General features: G+C 32.1%; 16 protein-coding genes and 2 riboswitches. Of the genes, 2 read left to right on the top strand and 14 right to left on the bottom strand.

Annotated features, from left to right (window positions below; all coding sequences use genetic code 11):
- Positions 1-199: 199 nt before the first annotated feature.
- The 4 genes from Q326_RS0110310 to Q326_RS0110295 all read right to left on the bottom strand — a co-directional run bounded on the left by Q326_RS0110310 (position 200) and on the right by Q326_RS0110295 (position 3,897).
- A complete protein-coding gene (locus Q326_RS0110310) occupies positions 200-1,231 on the bottom strand; it encodes a LacI family DNA-binding transcriptional regulator (RefSeq protein WP_034601877.1) in 1,032 nt (343 codons plus the stop codon).
- 94 nt (positions 1,232-1,325) lie between these two features.
- The gene (locus Q326_RS0110305; RefSeq protein ID WP_026895323.1) at positions 1,326-1,661 is read right to left on the bottom strand and encodes a YddF family protein; all 336 of its coding nucleotides are present in this window, start codon (positions 1,659-1,661) and stop codon (positions 1,326-1,328) included.
- A 103-nt stretch (positions 1,662-1,764) separates the two neighbouring features.
- Positions 1,765-2,598 carry a homoserine O-succinyltransferase gene (locus Q326_RS17110; protein ID WP_051531370.1) on the bottom strand — a complete coding sequence of 278 codons (834 nt, stop codon included), beginning with the start codon at positions 2,596-2,598 and terminating at the stop codon, positions 1,765-1,767.
- 21 nt (positions 2,599-2,619) lie between these two features.
- Entirely contained in the window at positions 2,620-3,897 is a 1,278-nt protein-coding gene (locus tag Q326_RS0110295; RefSeq protein ID WP_026895322.1) for an O-acetylhomoserine aminocarboxypropyltransferase/cysteine synthase family protein, read from the bottom strand.
- 67 nt (positions 3,898-3,964) lie between these two features.
- A riboswitch (SAM riboswitch) is annotated at positions 3,965-4,066 on the bottom strand.
- A gap of 71 nt (positions 4,067-4,137) precedes the next feature.
- Positions 4,138-4,229: riboswitch (SAM riboswitch) on the bottom strand.
- Between the two features lie 98 nt (positions 4,230-4,327).
- On the opposite strand from Q326_RS0110295, the gene Q326_RS0110290 reads away from it, so the two are divergent.
- Complete coding sequence (locus Q326_RS0110290; RefSeq protein ID WP_026895321.1) at positions 4,328-4,564, top strand: DUF2164 domain-containing protein; 237 nt, start codon at positions 4,328-4,330, stop codon at positions 4,562-4,564.
- Between the two features lie 12 nt (positions 4,565-4,576).
- On the opposite strand, the gene ahbB is transcribed toward Q326_RS0110290, so the two are convergent.
- From ahbB to Q326_RS0110240, 10 genes are all read right to left on the bottom strand, one after another.
- Entirely contained in the window at positions 4,577-5,050 is a 474-nt protein-coding gene (ahbB, locus tag Q326_RS0110285; protein ID WP_026895320.1) for a siroheme decarboxylase subunit beta, read from the bottom strand.
- Positions 5,051-5,063: 13 nt separating this feature from the next.
- Entirely contained in the window at positions 5,064-5,513 is a 450-nt protein-coding gene (locus Q326_RS0110280) for an Lrp/AsnC ligand binding domain-containing protein (RefSeq protein ID WP_026895319.1), read from the bottom strand.
- A gap of 5 nt (positions 5,514-5,518) precedes the next feature.
- A complete protein-coding gene (locus Q326_RS0110275) occupies positions 5,519-6,520 on the bottom strand; it encodes a radical SAM/SPASM domain-containing protein (protein WP_026895318.1) in 1,002 nt (333 codons plus the stop codon).
- Positions 6,514-7,677, bottom strand: a complete 1,164-nt coding sequence (locus Q326_RS0110270; protein WP_026895317.1) for a radical SAM/SPASM domain-containing protein — start codon at positions 7,675-7,677, stop codon at positions 6,514-6,516. Before Q326_RS0110270 ends, Q326_RS0110275 begins: the two co-directional genes overlap by 7 nt.
- A 113-nt stretch (positions 7,678-7,790) precedes the next feature.
- Positions 7,791-9,086, bottom strand: coding sequence for an ABC transporter permease subunit (locus tag Q326_RS0110265; RefSeq protein WP_026895316.1), 1,296 nt, complete (start codon positions 9,084-9,086; stop codon positions 7,791-7,793).
- Position 9,087: 1 nt separating this feature from the next.
- Positions 9,088-10,128 (bottom strand): ABC transporter permease subunit, encoded by a 1,041-nt coding sequence (locus tag Q326_RS0110260; RefSeq protein WP_026895315.1) that lies wholly within the window; start codon positions 10,126-10,128, stop codon positions 9,088-9,090.
- Positions 10,129-11,733, bottom strand: coding sequence for a sugar ABC transporter ATP-binding protein (locus Q326_RS0110255; protein ID WP_026895314.1), 1,605 nt, complete (start codon positions 11,731-11,733; stop codon positions 10,129-10,131).
- A gap of 101 nt (positions 11,734-11,834) precedes the next feature.
- Positions 11,835-13,043: a DUF3798 domain-containing protein gene (locus tag Q326_RS0110250; protein ID WP_026895313.1), complete on the bottom strand. Its 1,209-nt coding sequence runs from the start codon at positions 13,041-13,043 to the stop codon at positions 11,835-11,837.
- A 261-nt stretch (positions 13,044-13,304) separates the two neighbouring features.
- Positions 13,305-13,946: an SdpI family protein gene (locus tag Q326_RS0110245; protein ID WP_051531368.1), complete on the bottom strand. Its 642-nt coding sequence runs from the start codon at positions 13,944-13,946 to the stop codon at positions 13,305-13,307.
- Positions 13,924-14,214, bottom strand: a complete 291-nt coding sequence (locus tag Q326_RS0110240) for an autorepressor SdpR family transcription factor (protein ID WP_026895311.1) — start codon at positions 14,212-14,214, stop codon at positions 13,924-13,926. The genes Q326_RS0110245 and Q326_RS0110240 overlap by 23 nt, the downstream gene beginning before the upstream one ends.
- 203 nt (positions 14,215-14,417) lie before the next feature.
- Here Q326_RS0110240 and Q326_RS17105 point away from each other — a divergent pair.
- The coding region (locus Q326_RS17105) for a UPF0236 family transposase-like protein (protein ID WP_034601817.1) at positions 14,418-14,625 on the top strand (208 nt) is incomplete at its 3' end.

The following is a 14,625-nucleotide window of genomic DNA, read 5'->3' as shown; positions in this document are numbered from 1 at the left end:
AGATACTTAAAGAAACTACATAATTAATTCATTTGACTGATTCTAGAATAATTATGAAATTTCTTAAATTATTTTATAATACTATTTCTTCTAAATAAATATAGAAATAATATTATACTCTGATATTATGTGAATCTGCCAATATCGATAGTAAACGATTTCTTAATCACCAAAAGTAAATATTTTACTATTACTCATATTATTTTGTTGAATTTCGCACTACCAATGTAGGTTGTAACATAGTAGATATATATTTCTTATTTTCATCTTCTATATTATTTATTAAAACTTCTGCAGCCAAAGACCCCATTTCGTGAGTACATTGATCTATAGTAGTCAAAGATGGATTAATTATTTCTGAAATAGTTATATTATCAAATCCCATTACAGATACATCCTGGGGTATCTGTATATGATTTTTCTGTAACCCTTGTATTACACCAAATGCCGTCATATCATTTATACAAAATATGGCGCTAGGGATATTTCCCTTTTTTATGATCTGTTGTACCAATTGTTTACCATTCTTGTACTCATATGTTTGATCCTCTGTTTCTTCTTCAAATTCTGATATTTTTATAAGATCTTTCTTAATAGCAATATTGTTAATCTTTAGTGTATCTGCAAATCCTCTAAATAATTCTTTTCTACTATATCTAGTAAGAGGTGCACTAATAAATCCTATATCTCTATGCCCTCTATCTATCAAATATTGAGCAGCTATACAACCTCCCCTATAATAATCAAAATTCACCTTATTACAGTCTAAATCAATATCTTGGTCAAATGCAGCTATCTTTAATCCATTTATCTGCAATTTTTTTATGTATTCAGTATCTGAGGTTATAGATGAAATTATTATCCCTTCTACCTGTTTCTGATATAAAGATTCTAGGTAATCCTTTTCCCTTTGAGGATCTCTATGGGAATTACATAGCAGAATATTATATCCCCTTTTTCTTGCAACATTTTCTACTCCATTTACCAAAAGAGAATAATAAGGGTTAGATATACTAGGCACTATAACTCCAATATCGTTACTTTTACTAGTTTTTAAATGTCTTCCTACTAGATTTGGAGTATAATTCAACTCTTTAGCGGCCTTAATAACTCTTTTCTTCAATTCCTCTTTTACAGGATAGCCAGTATCATTTAAAACTCTAGATACAGTAGCTGTAGATGTGTTGGCAAGTTTAGCTATATCATATATTGTAGGTCTATTTCTGCTCATAGAAAACTCCTCAATTTTTATTTAGTAAACGATTACTATGTATATATTATAACATACTTTTGTTTTTTTCAATACATTTTTAATAAAATATTTTTTATTCAAGTCTTTCCATTTTTTTGAGACTATATCCGACTTTTTCTACTTCATCTCTACTTAATATTTTACCTTCCTCTGGTCTTTCGTTTAATTTAAATACTATAGCTATTTGTCCAACCTTTTGATGAAATTGTATCCTGTTCATTGAGATATCTTGTCCTAATATTTCAGACATTATCTCTGCAGTTGCCTCATGTCCTATGGCAGATATAAATCCATTTTCTTTTACATACTTTTTTGCAGTTTTCAAATCTATATCTTCAATAGAATATAATCCATTGGTAGTGGCCACTGTGCCATTAAAAAGTGCTATAGGTAGTCTCTTGTTTTTCATAATTATAAACACCTCTATTTCAAATTATATATCCAATCACTCTTGTAAATATTGTAAACCACACCAAAGAAAAAAGCAACTGATGTGGTCTACAATGTTTATACTATATCAAATAATTTAATATCCAATTTTGAAACAACAATCTACTATGGGCCTTCCATCTTATTATGGGTAACTTATTCGGGTTGTTTTGAGGAAAATAGTTCTTAGGTATAGAAGTTTCCATATCTTTTTGTATATCCCTCTCATATTCCCTTTTTAGAGTTAATGGACCATATTCACAATGTCCCAATACAAAAATATGTCTTTTGTTTTTTGATGCTACTATATATATACCTGCATCGCTAGATTCTGATAATATTTCTAGATCTTTTATATCTATTAAATCTTCCTTTCTTATCTCTGAGTGCCTAGAATGTGGAGACATAAATTCATCATCAAATCCCATCAATAGAGGTTCTTCTCTGTGCAACAATCTATGTGTATATACACCAAAAACCTTTTTGTCTAAATCATATTTTGGTACATTATAATGATAATTTAATCCTGCTAAGGCACCCCAACATATATACATAGTAGAATTCACACTGTTTTTTCCATACTCTAAGATTTCTGTAAGCTCATCCCAATAATCTATTTGGTCAAAAGCCAAATGCTCAACAGGTGCACCAGTAATAATCATTCCATTATAGTTTTTGTCCTTTAACTCTGTTAATCTTTTATATTTTTGTCTTAAATAATCTTTATCTATATTTTTATAATTATGGGTATCCACATACATAAATTCTAAATTTACTGTAACAGGTAATTCCTTTAGAATGTTTGAAATTTGATTTTCTGTTTCTATTTTATTAGGCATCAAATTTAAAACTATAATATCAATACATTTATCATTGACACTGATTTTGGTTTTTGTACCTATCTTTTTTGAACACATAATAAGCATTTCACCTCTATCCTATATTTCCTTTAGTGCATATTCAAAATCATTTAATATATCTTCTATATTTTCTATTCCCACCGAGACCCTTATCATATCCTCGGTAACTAAAGATTTCTCTAATGCCTTTTTATCTAATTGTCTATGTGTGGTAGTAGCTGGATGTAATACTGATGTCCTAGCATCTCCCATATGAACTACCAATGCAGTAATTTTAAGCTCTTTCATGAATCTCATTGCAGTATCTTTTCCTCCCCTTATACCAAATGTGAGCATCCCTCCAGCCCCTAGCGGCAAATATTTTTTACATAATTCATGACTTCTATGGTCTTCTAGTCCAGGATATCCAACCCAATTTACATTGTGATGATTGCTAAGATATCTTGCCAATGCCAATGCATTTTGACTATGCCTCTTCATTCTCAAATGAAGAGTTTCTAATCCTAAATTTATTAAAAATCCATTAAAAGGACTTAAAGCTGTACCCATATCTCTAAGGAGTTGTACTCTAGCCTTGACTATATATGCCTTTTCTTTAAACTCTTCAACATATCTTATACCATGATAACTGGAATCTGGCTCTGTAAGCCCAGGATATTTGCCATTTTCCCAATTGAAATTTCCACCATCTACTATTACTCCTCCTACACTAGTTGCATGGCCATCCATATATTTAGTGGCTGAATGTATAACTATATTTGCCCCATGCTTTAATGGATTGCATAAATATGGTGTAGGAAAGGTATTGTCAACTATTAGAGGAATATTGACTTTTTTTGATATATTGGAGAATTTGTCAAAATCTATAATATTAAGCCCTGGATTACTTATAACTTCTGCAAATATGGCTTTAGTTTCAGGTTTACAATAGCTCAATATTTCTTCTTCCTCTGCTTCCACATCAAAAAACGTTACTGCTATACCTAAATTTTTAAGTGTCTTACCTAATAATGAATGACTTCCACCATATATTGTTGATGCTGCCAAAATATGTTCTCCCGAATTACATATGTTTAATATAGCTAAAAGTGTTGCTGATTGTCCCGATGAAACTACCAGTGCTCCTACACCTCCCTCTAATGCATTTACTTTCCTTTCTATAGCTTCCACAGTGGGATTGCTTATTCTAGAATACATATGTCCTTCTTCTTTTAAATCGAATAGTCCCATAACATAATCTGGATCATCGTATTTATATGTAGTACTTTGATATATTGGTAATACTCTCGGCTCTCCCTTTTTTGGCACATAACCACCTTGAACACATACTGTTTCTCTACTCCATTTTTTACTCATTTTACATTCCTCCTTGTATAATAAAAAAACTTCTTATCAAAAGATAAGAAGTGTGAAATACTTAAACTTCTTATCTTCCAGGTACAACCTGCAGGATTTAGCACACCCCCATTTTATGGGTTGTTGCTGGGCTTCATAGGGCCAGTCCCTCCACCTCTCTTGATAAGAAAATATTTAATTGTAAATATAAAAAACCCCTCTTAGCACATCGCTAAGAGAGGTTTGGTATCATATTCATCCTCCTTATCGATGTTAGCAGAACCACCTTGCCTTATATAGCAGGTTGGTGTAGGGTCACTGAGCCAACTCTCTACCCTAACTCATGATAAGAACTTATTCGATTTTATCTATAGTATCATAAGCAAAATATTATGTCAATAACTTTGACTTGAATTTTTTCATATATTATAATTGAATAGAGGTGAATATATTGAGTAAAAATAATAAGATTAAATTAAACAAACAGACTAAAGAATCTCTTATTTTAGAAATAAAGAATTATTTCAATGAAGAAAGAGACGAAGATATAGGTGATCTATCTGCTATGCTCTTTCTAGACTTCATAATTGAAAATATAGGTCCTACTATATACAATCAAGGAATTAAAGACGCTATAAAATATATCAATGACAAAACTGAAGATATGTATAGCCTTGAAATATATTGAAATATCACATAATTATTTTAAAATATAACCTATATCTGGACTTGTCTTTTTAAATTTCCTTTCAGTATATAATAATTTAAAATCCTTTACCCCTGTAGCAGTAGAAAGCTTATTGACTATATCTTTTATATCACTTTCTTTTTTACCATGGGCCATTCCAAATATATTGTATTTCCATTTTTCATTGGTCTCTCTTTCATATATATGACTTATTCCTTCGATATCTAGCATAAGTTCTATAAGTTGTTCTTTTTTATCTTCTGAAACATTCCATACAGTCATCGCATTACATATATAAGAAGTCTTGTAATGTCTAATTATAGGGGCTATTCTTTTTATGTATCCCTTCTCTTTCATAGTATTTAATCTATCTAATAATTCTTTCTGTGAAATATTAAATTCTTCTGCAATATTTTTGAACATATCTTTAGAAATATCCATATCACCTGAAATCTCTATCAATATCTTTTTATCTAAATTATCCATTTATTTCCTCCTATTAGTCCATCTTAAAATATACCTTAGTCCTATATTTTTTTACAGAAGGTAAATCTATAATCTCTTTAATTCCTGTTTTTTCTGTTATCTCATCTATTATATCCTGTATCCTTTGTTGAGATTTAGCCATAATTGTAAACCATAGATTGTATTCATCAGTCCTACTATAATTATGAGTAACCTCTTTATAACTACTTATATGATTTGCTACATCATCTATATACTTATTTGGTACCTTCATGCCTATAAGTGTACTCTTTATGCCTATATTATTTACATTGACTACCCCACCAAAACGCCTTATATATCCCTTTTCTTTTAGACTATTTAGTGCATCAATTACCTGGTCTTCTGTTATATTGAGTTTATTAGCTATGTCTAAAAAGGGGGTTTCGCTAAATGAAATTCCATTTTGAGCTTCATTCAATATAAGTTTTTCCATAGCATTCATAGAATTTATCTCCCTTCTCTTATATAACAATTTGTGGACAGTGGATCTGCTTCCATATAGTCTCCCGTCTCTTCATATGCTCTAGCTCTACATCCTCCACATATTGATATATTGGAGCACACTCCACATTTTCCTTTATAATTCTCAAAGTCCCTCAACCTATTAAATATTGGACTATTCTTCCATATATCATCAAATGCCTTTTCTCTGATATTTCCTGTGTTCACAGGGGAATATGGACATATATTAACATCTCCATTGGGTAATACACAACAGTACTTAATACCTGCTATACATCCTCTGGTAAATCTCATATCCATATCTTTTTCTTTAGCAATAGACATGAATTGGGGAGCACATGTTGGTTTCAATTCAATATTGGTCTGTCTTTGCCTCTCTAATATTACGTCTAATAAATCAAAGTATTCATCCTTATCTAAAAATCTATCTTTAATATCTTTTCCTCTACCTGTTGCCACAAGAAAAAAGACATGATGGGATGATGCTCCAACCATCTCTGCAAAATCTGTAAGTTTAAGTATCTCTTCCTTATTATCTTTACTAATTGTAGTATTTATCTGTACCCTAATCCCAACTTCCAAACAATTTTTAATCCCTTCCATAGCTCTTTTAAAGCTTCCAGCTTTGCCCCTAAATTTATCATGTTTGTTCATATCTGTACTATCTATGCTTATTGCTGCTGCCCTAATACCTGATTCTTTCAATTTGCTTGCTACTTCCTTTGTTATAAGGGTCCCATTAGTTCCCAATGCTGGTATCAGTTTAAGCCTATCAGCATAGGATATAAGTTCATATATATCTTTCCTCATTAATGGCTCACCACCACTAAATATCAATAATCTAAATCCTGCCTTTTTTATATCTTCAATTAGTTTTTTACCCTCTTGGGTATTCAACTCTCCTTTGTAGGCCTTATCTGAAGCATCCCTATAACAATGTTCACAATATAGATTACATCTCTTAGTAGTATTCCACGAAACTAGCATATATCATCCTCTCCTAAATAACAGGCAGGGTCTTCAGCCCAAAGATCATCATTGATACTATATGACCTCGCCCTAAGATTTCCATTACATATATCAATAAATCTACATTTACTACATTTTCCCGTTATATAGTCTTTTCTATTTCTCAACTTCGTCATCAATTGATTCTCTTTATTCCATATATCCTTGAATTTTTCTTTTTTTAGATTACCTAAATTTAAGAATTTACTAAACTGATCTGGATAAACATTGCCCTCCCAGTCTACATTAGCAATGGCCATTCCCGACCTATTTCCTCTATTTCTCAACAATAATTTTAGTACATCTTGGGCCTTTTCAGGATTGTCCTTCAATAATTTCAAATAAATATATGGTCCATCACTGTGATTAGCCACTGTCAATATCTCTCTATTTTTTTTGTTTTTTATTATATCTTTTGAATATGTATATAAAAAATCCAATATTTCTTTAGTTTCTCCATGGGTTAACATCTTATCTTCAATACCCTTTCCCCTTCCTGTGGGCACCAAATGATAAAAACATATCCTTTCCACATCTTTTTCTTCCATCAGCTTTAATATATCTGGAACTTCTTTATAATTATCCCTCTGAAGAGTAAACCTAAGTCCTACTTTTTGTCCTATTTCCTTGCAATTCTCTATAGCCCTTATAGCATTGACATATGCACCATCTACTCCTCTAAATATATCATTGGTATATTGGGTACCATCTATACTTATTCCCACATAAGATATACCCATATCTTTAAGCTGATATGCAATATTTTTATCTATAAGGCTTCCATTTGTAGATAAACTGACTCTTATATTTTTGTCTCTTATATATTTTATAATATCTAGTATGCCTTCCCTCATAAGGGGTTCTCCTCCAGAAAGCAATATTACAGGGACATTCATCTCTTTAAATTGATCTACAATATTATAGATTTCATCAATACTGAGCTCATTTTTAACTCTCAATCCATTGGAATTAGAATAACAATGTTTGCATTTATAGTTACACATCCTAGTTATATTCCATGCTATTACAGGACCAAATCCCTTTTTTACTCCTGTATTACTTTCACTACATTGCTTTGCATATCTAATAGACTCACTCTTATCTTTATTGGACAACAAATCTGTTATATCAATCATATTTTTCCCTCTTCCCCATTTTAAAGTTGATTTTACATTAGTTTTATAATATCATATTTTGTTTTAAATACCATAAAAAACTGGGGAAAATCCACCCCAGTTTTTTATGGTATTTAAACTTTTCCTACTTTCTTCCTCCATGCATGAAGTCCTAATGATACACCTATAACTCCATAGGCCACAAATGCTCTAAAGAATTCTCCGATTTGAGCATCTCCAAATAGTTCCTTGCCCGCCATAGGGGATACTATAAATAAGGTGTGAAATAAAATCACCCCTAATAATGCTTGCCCTATAGTGGCTTTAGTAACAGATGCTCCACCTATAAGCAAAGCTGCTATGGAGAATAACCCTATTTGAACATGACTTCCGTAAGTATTTAATACGCCCATATTTTGCAAAAATATCATTTGGCCCCAAGCCGCTAATACTGTAGATATAGTTATTGCTATAATCCTTATTTTATCCACATTTATCCCTGAAACCTCTGCTATATGCCTATTTTGTCCCACAGTCCTAAAATCCTGACCCAATTTAGTTCTAGTAATGAGTACATTAAACAGACATGCTAATCCTACTACAATACCAGTTACCATTGGGAACTGGATCTTTTTCAACATTTTAAGGGTTTTAGGTATCCCACTGCCAATCATTATCCATATACTAAATCCAATAACAAGTATCCCTAAAATCATCTTGGAAAAATACTTGAACTTATCAAAATCATCTATTATCATATCCTTTGATTTCACTATCTTATATACATATACCCCCGTTAAAATCATGCCAAATATTAACAACACAGTAAACAATGGCATATACCATATCTCATCTAATGCATACATCATTCCATTATCTCTAGCAAGATCTACTGTATTTCTTATACCTACTCCACTACTGAGCATCATTATCTCATTTTTCATAGGTATCAGTGTTCCAACTAGAAATAAGAATATAAACTGATATATACCATTGGCAAAATATCCAGTAATCATACCAGCAATCATTTCATTTCCCTTAGTTTTGTTCAAAAGTCTTCCTGTTAAATTTCCAAGCAATACTGCCAATGGAAATGCCAATATTGTCCCCAATAAAAAACCTGGTAATCCTCCTACTCCCCAATGTACCACTGTAATAATAGCTATTTGTCCCGCCATAGCTCCAACAGTTATACTAAAGTTCAATCCCATTCCTGCCATTACAGGTATGAGTAATGCCAATACTAAAAATGAATTTCTGGCAAGTCTAGTTGCAAGCTCGTTTACTATAAAAACCAATGGTAGTTTAGATAATTTAACCCCTATAATACATATAATTACGAACAATACTGTAACACTATTATCTAAAAACATCCTTTTTGCTCTATTGGATTTAGGTTTTTTTGACTCTACATTTTGTATATTATCCATACTAGTCATCCCCCCCTACTTTAGTCAGTGCATAGAGGATTATTCCATTCTGAACTATCATCCTCATGACCTCTGATAAATCACCCTCACTTACTATTTGATTAGCAACTGGTAGTGCAACGGTGAGAAGACCTTGTAATAAAAAAGTTCCAATTATAACATGGGATATCCTAGCTTTTTTGGCAGATGCTCCACCTATAAGTATAGCTGCAACAGCAGGAAATGCCATCATCAATGGTGCCTGATAGAGCTGCATAAATCCATAACTTTGTGCATAAACTATTATCCCAATCGCCCCTAATACAGTAGATAAAGTGGTTCCTATTATTCTACTTCTATCAATATTTATCCCCGATGCCAATGCAAATTTGGGATTATCTCCCGATGCCTTTATAGCTAGACCTAACTTACTCCTTGAAAACAGCCATACTATAAGACATGAACCAAAAAAGAATAATAATAATCCTGTAGGAATCATGATATCTCCTATTGCAAAATCTAAAAAGTTATTAAGTATTTGACCAAATGTACTATCTAAGGAAATAGTAACCCTCAATCCTTTTCCTATGGGCCACACCATTTCATTATGTTTAAATGGTAATATTATCCACATTATACTCATAAAAGACACTATCGAAAAACCTGTATATGTAGCTATCAGCATCTCTGAACCCTTTATTTTATTAAGTAATATTCCATATGCTATCCCCGATAATATTGCGAATGGTAAAGAAATTATTATAGCACCTACAAATCCCCATAAATCCATTAGTCCCATCTCTATACTGATAAGGCTTCCCAGTATTCCACATACTATCCCTAGAGGTAATGCAAAATTAGGTCCTATACCTGATTGTATTGCAGGTACCATTGCTAATACTAATACACCATACATTCCAAATCTCCTTATACTATCAGAGAGAAGTGTAAGTGCTGGTAATTTCAAAAATACTGCAGTTATGCAAAGAGATATAAAGAATAAAGCGATTATCAATCTAGGTAATCCAACTTTTTTTGTGAAACCTTTTATAGCTTCAGACATCTACATTACCTCCTTGCCGTAAACTTTATTGTATTCTCCAGACATCATCAGTCCAAAATCTTTGTCACTGGCATTAGGCCTCAAAATTCCCTCAACTTTTCCCTCTGTAATTATAGCTATTCTATCGCATATAGTCCTTAGTTCTGCCAATTCACTAGATGTCATAACTATGGTCATTCCATATTTTTTATTTAATTTAACTAATAAATCTAATACTATTTTCTTGGCACCTATGTCTATCCCCCTAGTAGGCTCTGATACAAACAACACCTTAGGTTCTAAAGTTATAGCTCTAGCCAGACAAACCTTTTGTTGATTGCCTCCACTGAGTCTACTTACCTTTTGATCTGGTCCTGTACATCTGATGTCCAATTCCTTGATTATTGTTTTGGCATGTTCCCTTATTTTTTTTGTATCCATTTGGTCAAAAAATACGAATTTTTTTAAAAACTTCCCCTTAACTTGCATGGTTGTAATTACTATATTATGTTCAATAGATGAGTCTAGTAACAACCCTACTCCCTTTCTATCTTCAGACACAAAGGCAAGACCTTTTGCTAGTGCCTCCTTTGTATTATTCAATTTTAATTCCTTTCCATCTAAATATATTTGTCCTCTAGTTTCATACAATCCCATTATTCCATTGGCAATACCAATTTTCCCTTGTCCTGCTAATCCTCCTAGTCCAAGTATTTCTCTATCCTTTATATCAAGGGTTATTCCTCTAACCTCTTCTCCAGGCATATCTACATATATATTTTTCAAAGACATAATTGTTTTTTTATTCTCATAATTATCCTGCTCATAATCAGTTTCTGGTAATTCAATCTTCCTTCCTACCATAAGTTTAGCCAGTTCTTCTACAGTCGTATCAGAAGTCTTTCTATTGGCAACCATTTCGCCATCCCTAAGTATAGTAACATTATCAGTAGCTTGTATGACCTCGTTAAGTCTATGGGTAATAAATAATATAGCGATTCCTTTAGCAGCCAATCTTTTCATGGAGTCTATTAAATTATCTGCCTCACTCTCTGTTAAGACTGCAGTGGGCTCATCAAATACCAACAGTTTAATGCCCCTTTTATCTATTTCTCTAGCTATCTCTATAAACTGCATATATCCCACTGGAAGACCTTGAACCCTTAATTTTTCCTTTGTCTCCATTCCCAATGTATCCAGTGACTTTCTGGCATCACTATGCATAGCTTTAAAATCCAATGTCTTAAGTTTCTCACCTAAAATATTACTTATCAGATTGTTCTTAGTTGATTCCCTATTTAGCTTTATATTCTCGGTTATGCTATATCCTGGAACTAACATAAATTCTTGATGTACCATGCCTATGCCTAGAGCCATAGCTTCATTAGGTGAACTTATATCTACTGATTCTCCATCTATTAGTATCTCTCCAGTAAACCCTCCTGTTGCATGTATTACAGGCATACCAAATAATATATTCATGAGGGTAGATTTTCCTGCTCCATTTTCTCCCAATAATGCGCGGATTTCTCCTGGTTTAACACAAATATCTACGCCCTTCAGGACCTTATTGCCATAATACTCTTTATCTATATTTTTCATTTGAAGAGTATATTTCTCTTCCATCCAGCTTCACCACCCCATAGTTTTATGTGATATGAGAATATAAGGTTGCCATAAAAAGGCAACCTTAATCAATTTACGCTACTGTTTTAATTATTTATATCCTAGAAATTTAAGAAATCTAGCAATACCAAGAAATAATTATCATATTTTTGTCCGCCTTCTTCCAAAGTTCTTATCTTGACATCAATACTTTCCTCAACATCAGTATTTGCATATGCCTTGAATTTTTCCTTTATAGCTTCTACATCTATCTTCTCAGTTATGTCTCCTTTTATCCAATCTACAGCATATTCTGCACCGGCTTCAATAAACATCATATTACAAGGTACTGGCCAAGTAGAAAATCTTCCATCTCCCCCTTTTTCATCTATCTTCTTATCAATTTCTCCAGCAACATATGCTATATCACCCTTTTTGTCCTCTGGTATCTCTATACCTAACGCTGATGGAAAACCATGATATGGTGATGGACAACAAGGCTGTGGATATATACCTCCTGCTTCAAGTGTAGCCTTAATTAGCGGCACTTGCATAGAACAGTTAGTACTGAAAAACGCAATATCTTTGCCATGCTTTTCTATCATTCTTGGTACATCCTCAAGTATAAATTGCTGTGCACCAGATACCCCTGCATCCCCTGTAGGATCTGGTGCAGATGCACCTATAAATTCCAATCCTATCTCTTCACAATGTTCCTTCATAAGATCTCTTCTAGCAGAAAGTAATGCATAGGACATATGTCGTGGGAATGAATAATGTACCAATTTAGTTGCACCTTGTTTCTTGGCCTGCTCAGGTATAGTTGTGCCCATTGCTAACTCATCAAGGGCAAATACTATATCTGCCTTATCAGAAATCATCTTAGGATCTTCACCAGGCACTCCTGCTATAACCAATAACTCTGGATTAATCTCTCTAGCCTTTTCTATCGCAGCAGATGCTCCAGGAATGGCCTGTACGAATATAAGAGCTTTTACATCAGGATCAGATGCCATGCTCACAACATTTGATATGGTAGTTTCTTGCTCATCCATAAACTTTGCAGGATAAGTCATAAGCTTCACATGTTCCTCTCCATATTTATCAAGTACCTTTTGAGCAGCTCTATATTCTTCTTCATTTTGTACCACAGTACCTGTCATAATACCTATCTTCCAATTTTCTTCTGATTTTTCTTCTTTTTCTTCTATCACTTCTTCTTTGTTCTCCTCTACTTCCTGTTCATCATTAGAAGTCTCCTGTCCACCACAAGCTACCAATCCAATTATTAGTATCAGTACAAGTAAGATCGATATAAGCCTTTTGGTCATTTCAAAATCCCCCTTTTTTTAAATTTAAAAACAAACGACAACTGGCCTATGCAAATATTGTTAATTTTCAAAAAATTATACTTCTTTTGTTTGTAGTCAAATCTCTCATCAATAGTTTACATTTAATTTGTTATATATATATATCTATACACTTGCTTCCAATTATATGAGAGAAATTATAATAAATTGTCCTCATACTTATTTAAACAAAAGTAAAAACTCCCGATGAGCATTAATGCTCATCGGGAGTTTTTGATTCATTCATTTTTTTAATTCTTTATATAACAGATATGAATATACATTTACTATTATTAACATAAAAAACAGAGAAATTATTGGGATTATAAAATTTAAACTATTATTTATAAGTATAGATATTACAAACAATAATCCCACAATCATAAATAAATATCCTCCAAATCTATGGGTTTTTCTCCACACCTTTTCATTTGCCAATGTCCATGGATTTTTAATTCCAAATAAATAGTTATGTCTTATCTGTCCCATATAATTTCCTAATACAATAAACATTATACCTATACCAATCCGTACAACTAAACTAATATCAATACTATAACCCAATGCTACTAATATCGATAACCAATGTAATGTAATTAAAAATAAAGTCACTACGTATATAGTCGCCATATATGCCTTTTTATGTTTCTTATAAGATTCCCGCTTTGGATCTATATTCGGAACAATATACATTAATAAATATATTATTAATGGCAATGTAGCACTGAAAAATACAAATGCTTTATTTTGATAATCATCTATCTCCCCTTTGAAATTCCAATGACTAGGAACCCTATGGGGTAATTTATTATAAATAGCTATAGTCATAATTATAGATACTATTATTAATATCAACAATTTTTTATTTATCTTTATCTCTTTCATCCCTTTCCCCCTCCTTATTCAATATATTAAAACTCCATCTTACTATATCTTGAAACGCAGTAGTGTTTAATGAATATATTATATTTTGCCCATCTTTTTCCCATAATACTAATTCTGCATTTTTTAACATACTTAAATGATGACTTATAGAAGGTTTGCTTATATTAAAATATTTAGCTATATCTCCTGCGGTCATATCTCCATTTACTAAAATTTCTAATATTTTTCTTCTTGTTGGGTCTGCCAATGCCTTAAATACTTTATTCATTCTCTACCTCCTTTAGACGTTTAGTTAATCGTCTAAATACATTGTACAATTATTCTGAAAAATTGTCAATTTTATTCTTAGAGTATAATTTTAGTAGGCAAAAAGGACAAAAAATAAAAAAGATGCCTTAAGGCATCTTTCATATACATGCATCATCCAATATAATAGTATCTGCGAAGAAAACTAGAAAGTTAGGTGATTACATGTATAAGATAAGTTTAAAGGAAATGGATATAAATTTCAAGGATTTAGAGAAAAGGATTTATGAATTTGTTTGCCGTCAGGCATGTGAAATAATCACAGAGCTACTTAATCAACTAGATGATGAGCTAATGAAAGAAAGAGATAAGAAGATATATAGAAATAAAGGTTTCAAGAAAACATGTATCAAGACAGTAATGGGTGAGATTG

The organism is Clostridiisalibacter paucivorans DSM 22131, from assembly GCF_000620125.1.
GTDB classification, from domain to species: domain Bacteria; phylum Bacillota; class Clostridia; order Tissierellales; family Clostridiisalibacteraceae; genus Clostridiisalibacter; species Clostridiisalibacter paucivorans.
This window is presented reverse-complemented; position numbering and strand designations above follow the sequence as displayed.

Bases quoted from the DNA above. Each gene is read 5' to 3' on its own strand.
- Q326_RS0110255 (WP_026895314.1), bottom strand. From the start codon at position 11,733: ATGGAAGAGAAATATACTCTTCAAATGAAAAATATAGATAAAGAGTAT.
- Q326_RS0110295 (WP_026895322.1), bottom strand. From the start codon at position 3,897: ATGAGTAAAAAATGGAGTAGAGAAACAGTATGTGTTCAAGGTGGTTAT.
- Q326_RS0110250 (WP_026895313.1), bottom strand. From the start codon at position 13,043: ATGACCAAAAGGCTTATATCGATCTTACTTGTACTGATACTAATAATT.
- Q326_RS0110270 (WP_026895317.1), bottom strand. From the start codon at position 7,677: ATGATTGATATAACAGATTTGTTGTCCAATAAAGATAAGAGTGAGTCT.
- Q326_RS0110245 (WP_051531368.1), bottom strand. From the start codon at position 13,946: ATGAAAGAGATAAAGATAAATAAAAAATTGTTGATATTAATAATAGTA.
- Q326_RS17110 (WP_051531370.1), bottom strand. From the start codon at position 2,598: ATGTGTTCAAAAAAGATAGGTACAAAAACCAAAATCAGTGTCAATGAT.
- Q326_RS0110305 (WP_026895323.1), bottom strand. From the start codon at position 1,661: ATGAAAAACAAGAGACTACCTATAGCACTTTTTAATGGCACAGTGGCC.
- Q326_RS0110275 (WP_026895318.1), bottom strand. From the start codon at position 6,520: ATGCTAGTTTCGTGGAATACTACTAAGAGATGTAATCTATATTGTGAA.
- Q326_RS0110240 (WP_026895311.1), bottom strand. From the start codon at position 14,214: ATGAATAAAGTATTTAAGGCATTGGCAGACCCAACAAGAAGAAAAATA.
- Q326_RS0110260 (WP_026895315.1), bottom strand. From the start codon at position 10,128: ATGTCTGAAGCTATAAAAGGTTTCACAAAAAAAGTTGGATTACCTAGA.
- Q326_RS0110280 (WP_026895319.1), bottom strand. From the start codon at position 5,513: ATGAATGCTATGGAAAAACTTATATTGAATGAAGCTCAAAATGGAATT.
- Q326_RS0110265 (WP_026895316.1), bottom strand. From the start codon at position 9,086: ATGGATAATATACAAAATGTAGAGTCAAAAAAACCTAAATCCAATAGA.
- Q326_RS0110310 (WP_034601877.1), bottom strand. From the start codon at position 1,231: ATGAGCAGAAATAGACCTACAATATATGATATAGCTAAACTTGCCAAC.
- ahbB (WP_026895320.1), bottom strand. From the start codon at position 5,050: ATGGATAATTTAGATAAAAAGATATTGATAGAGATTTCAGGTGATATG.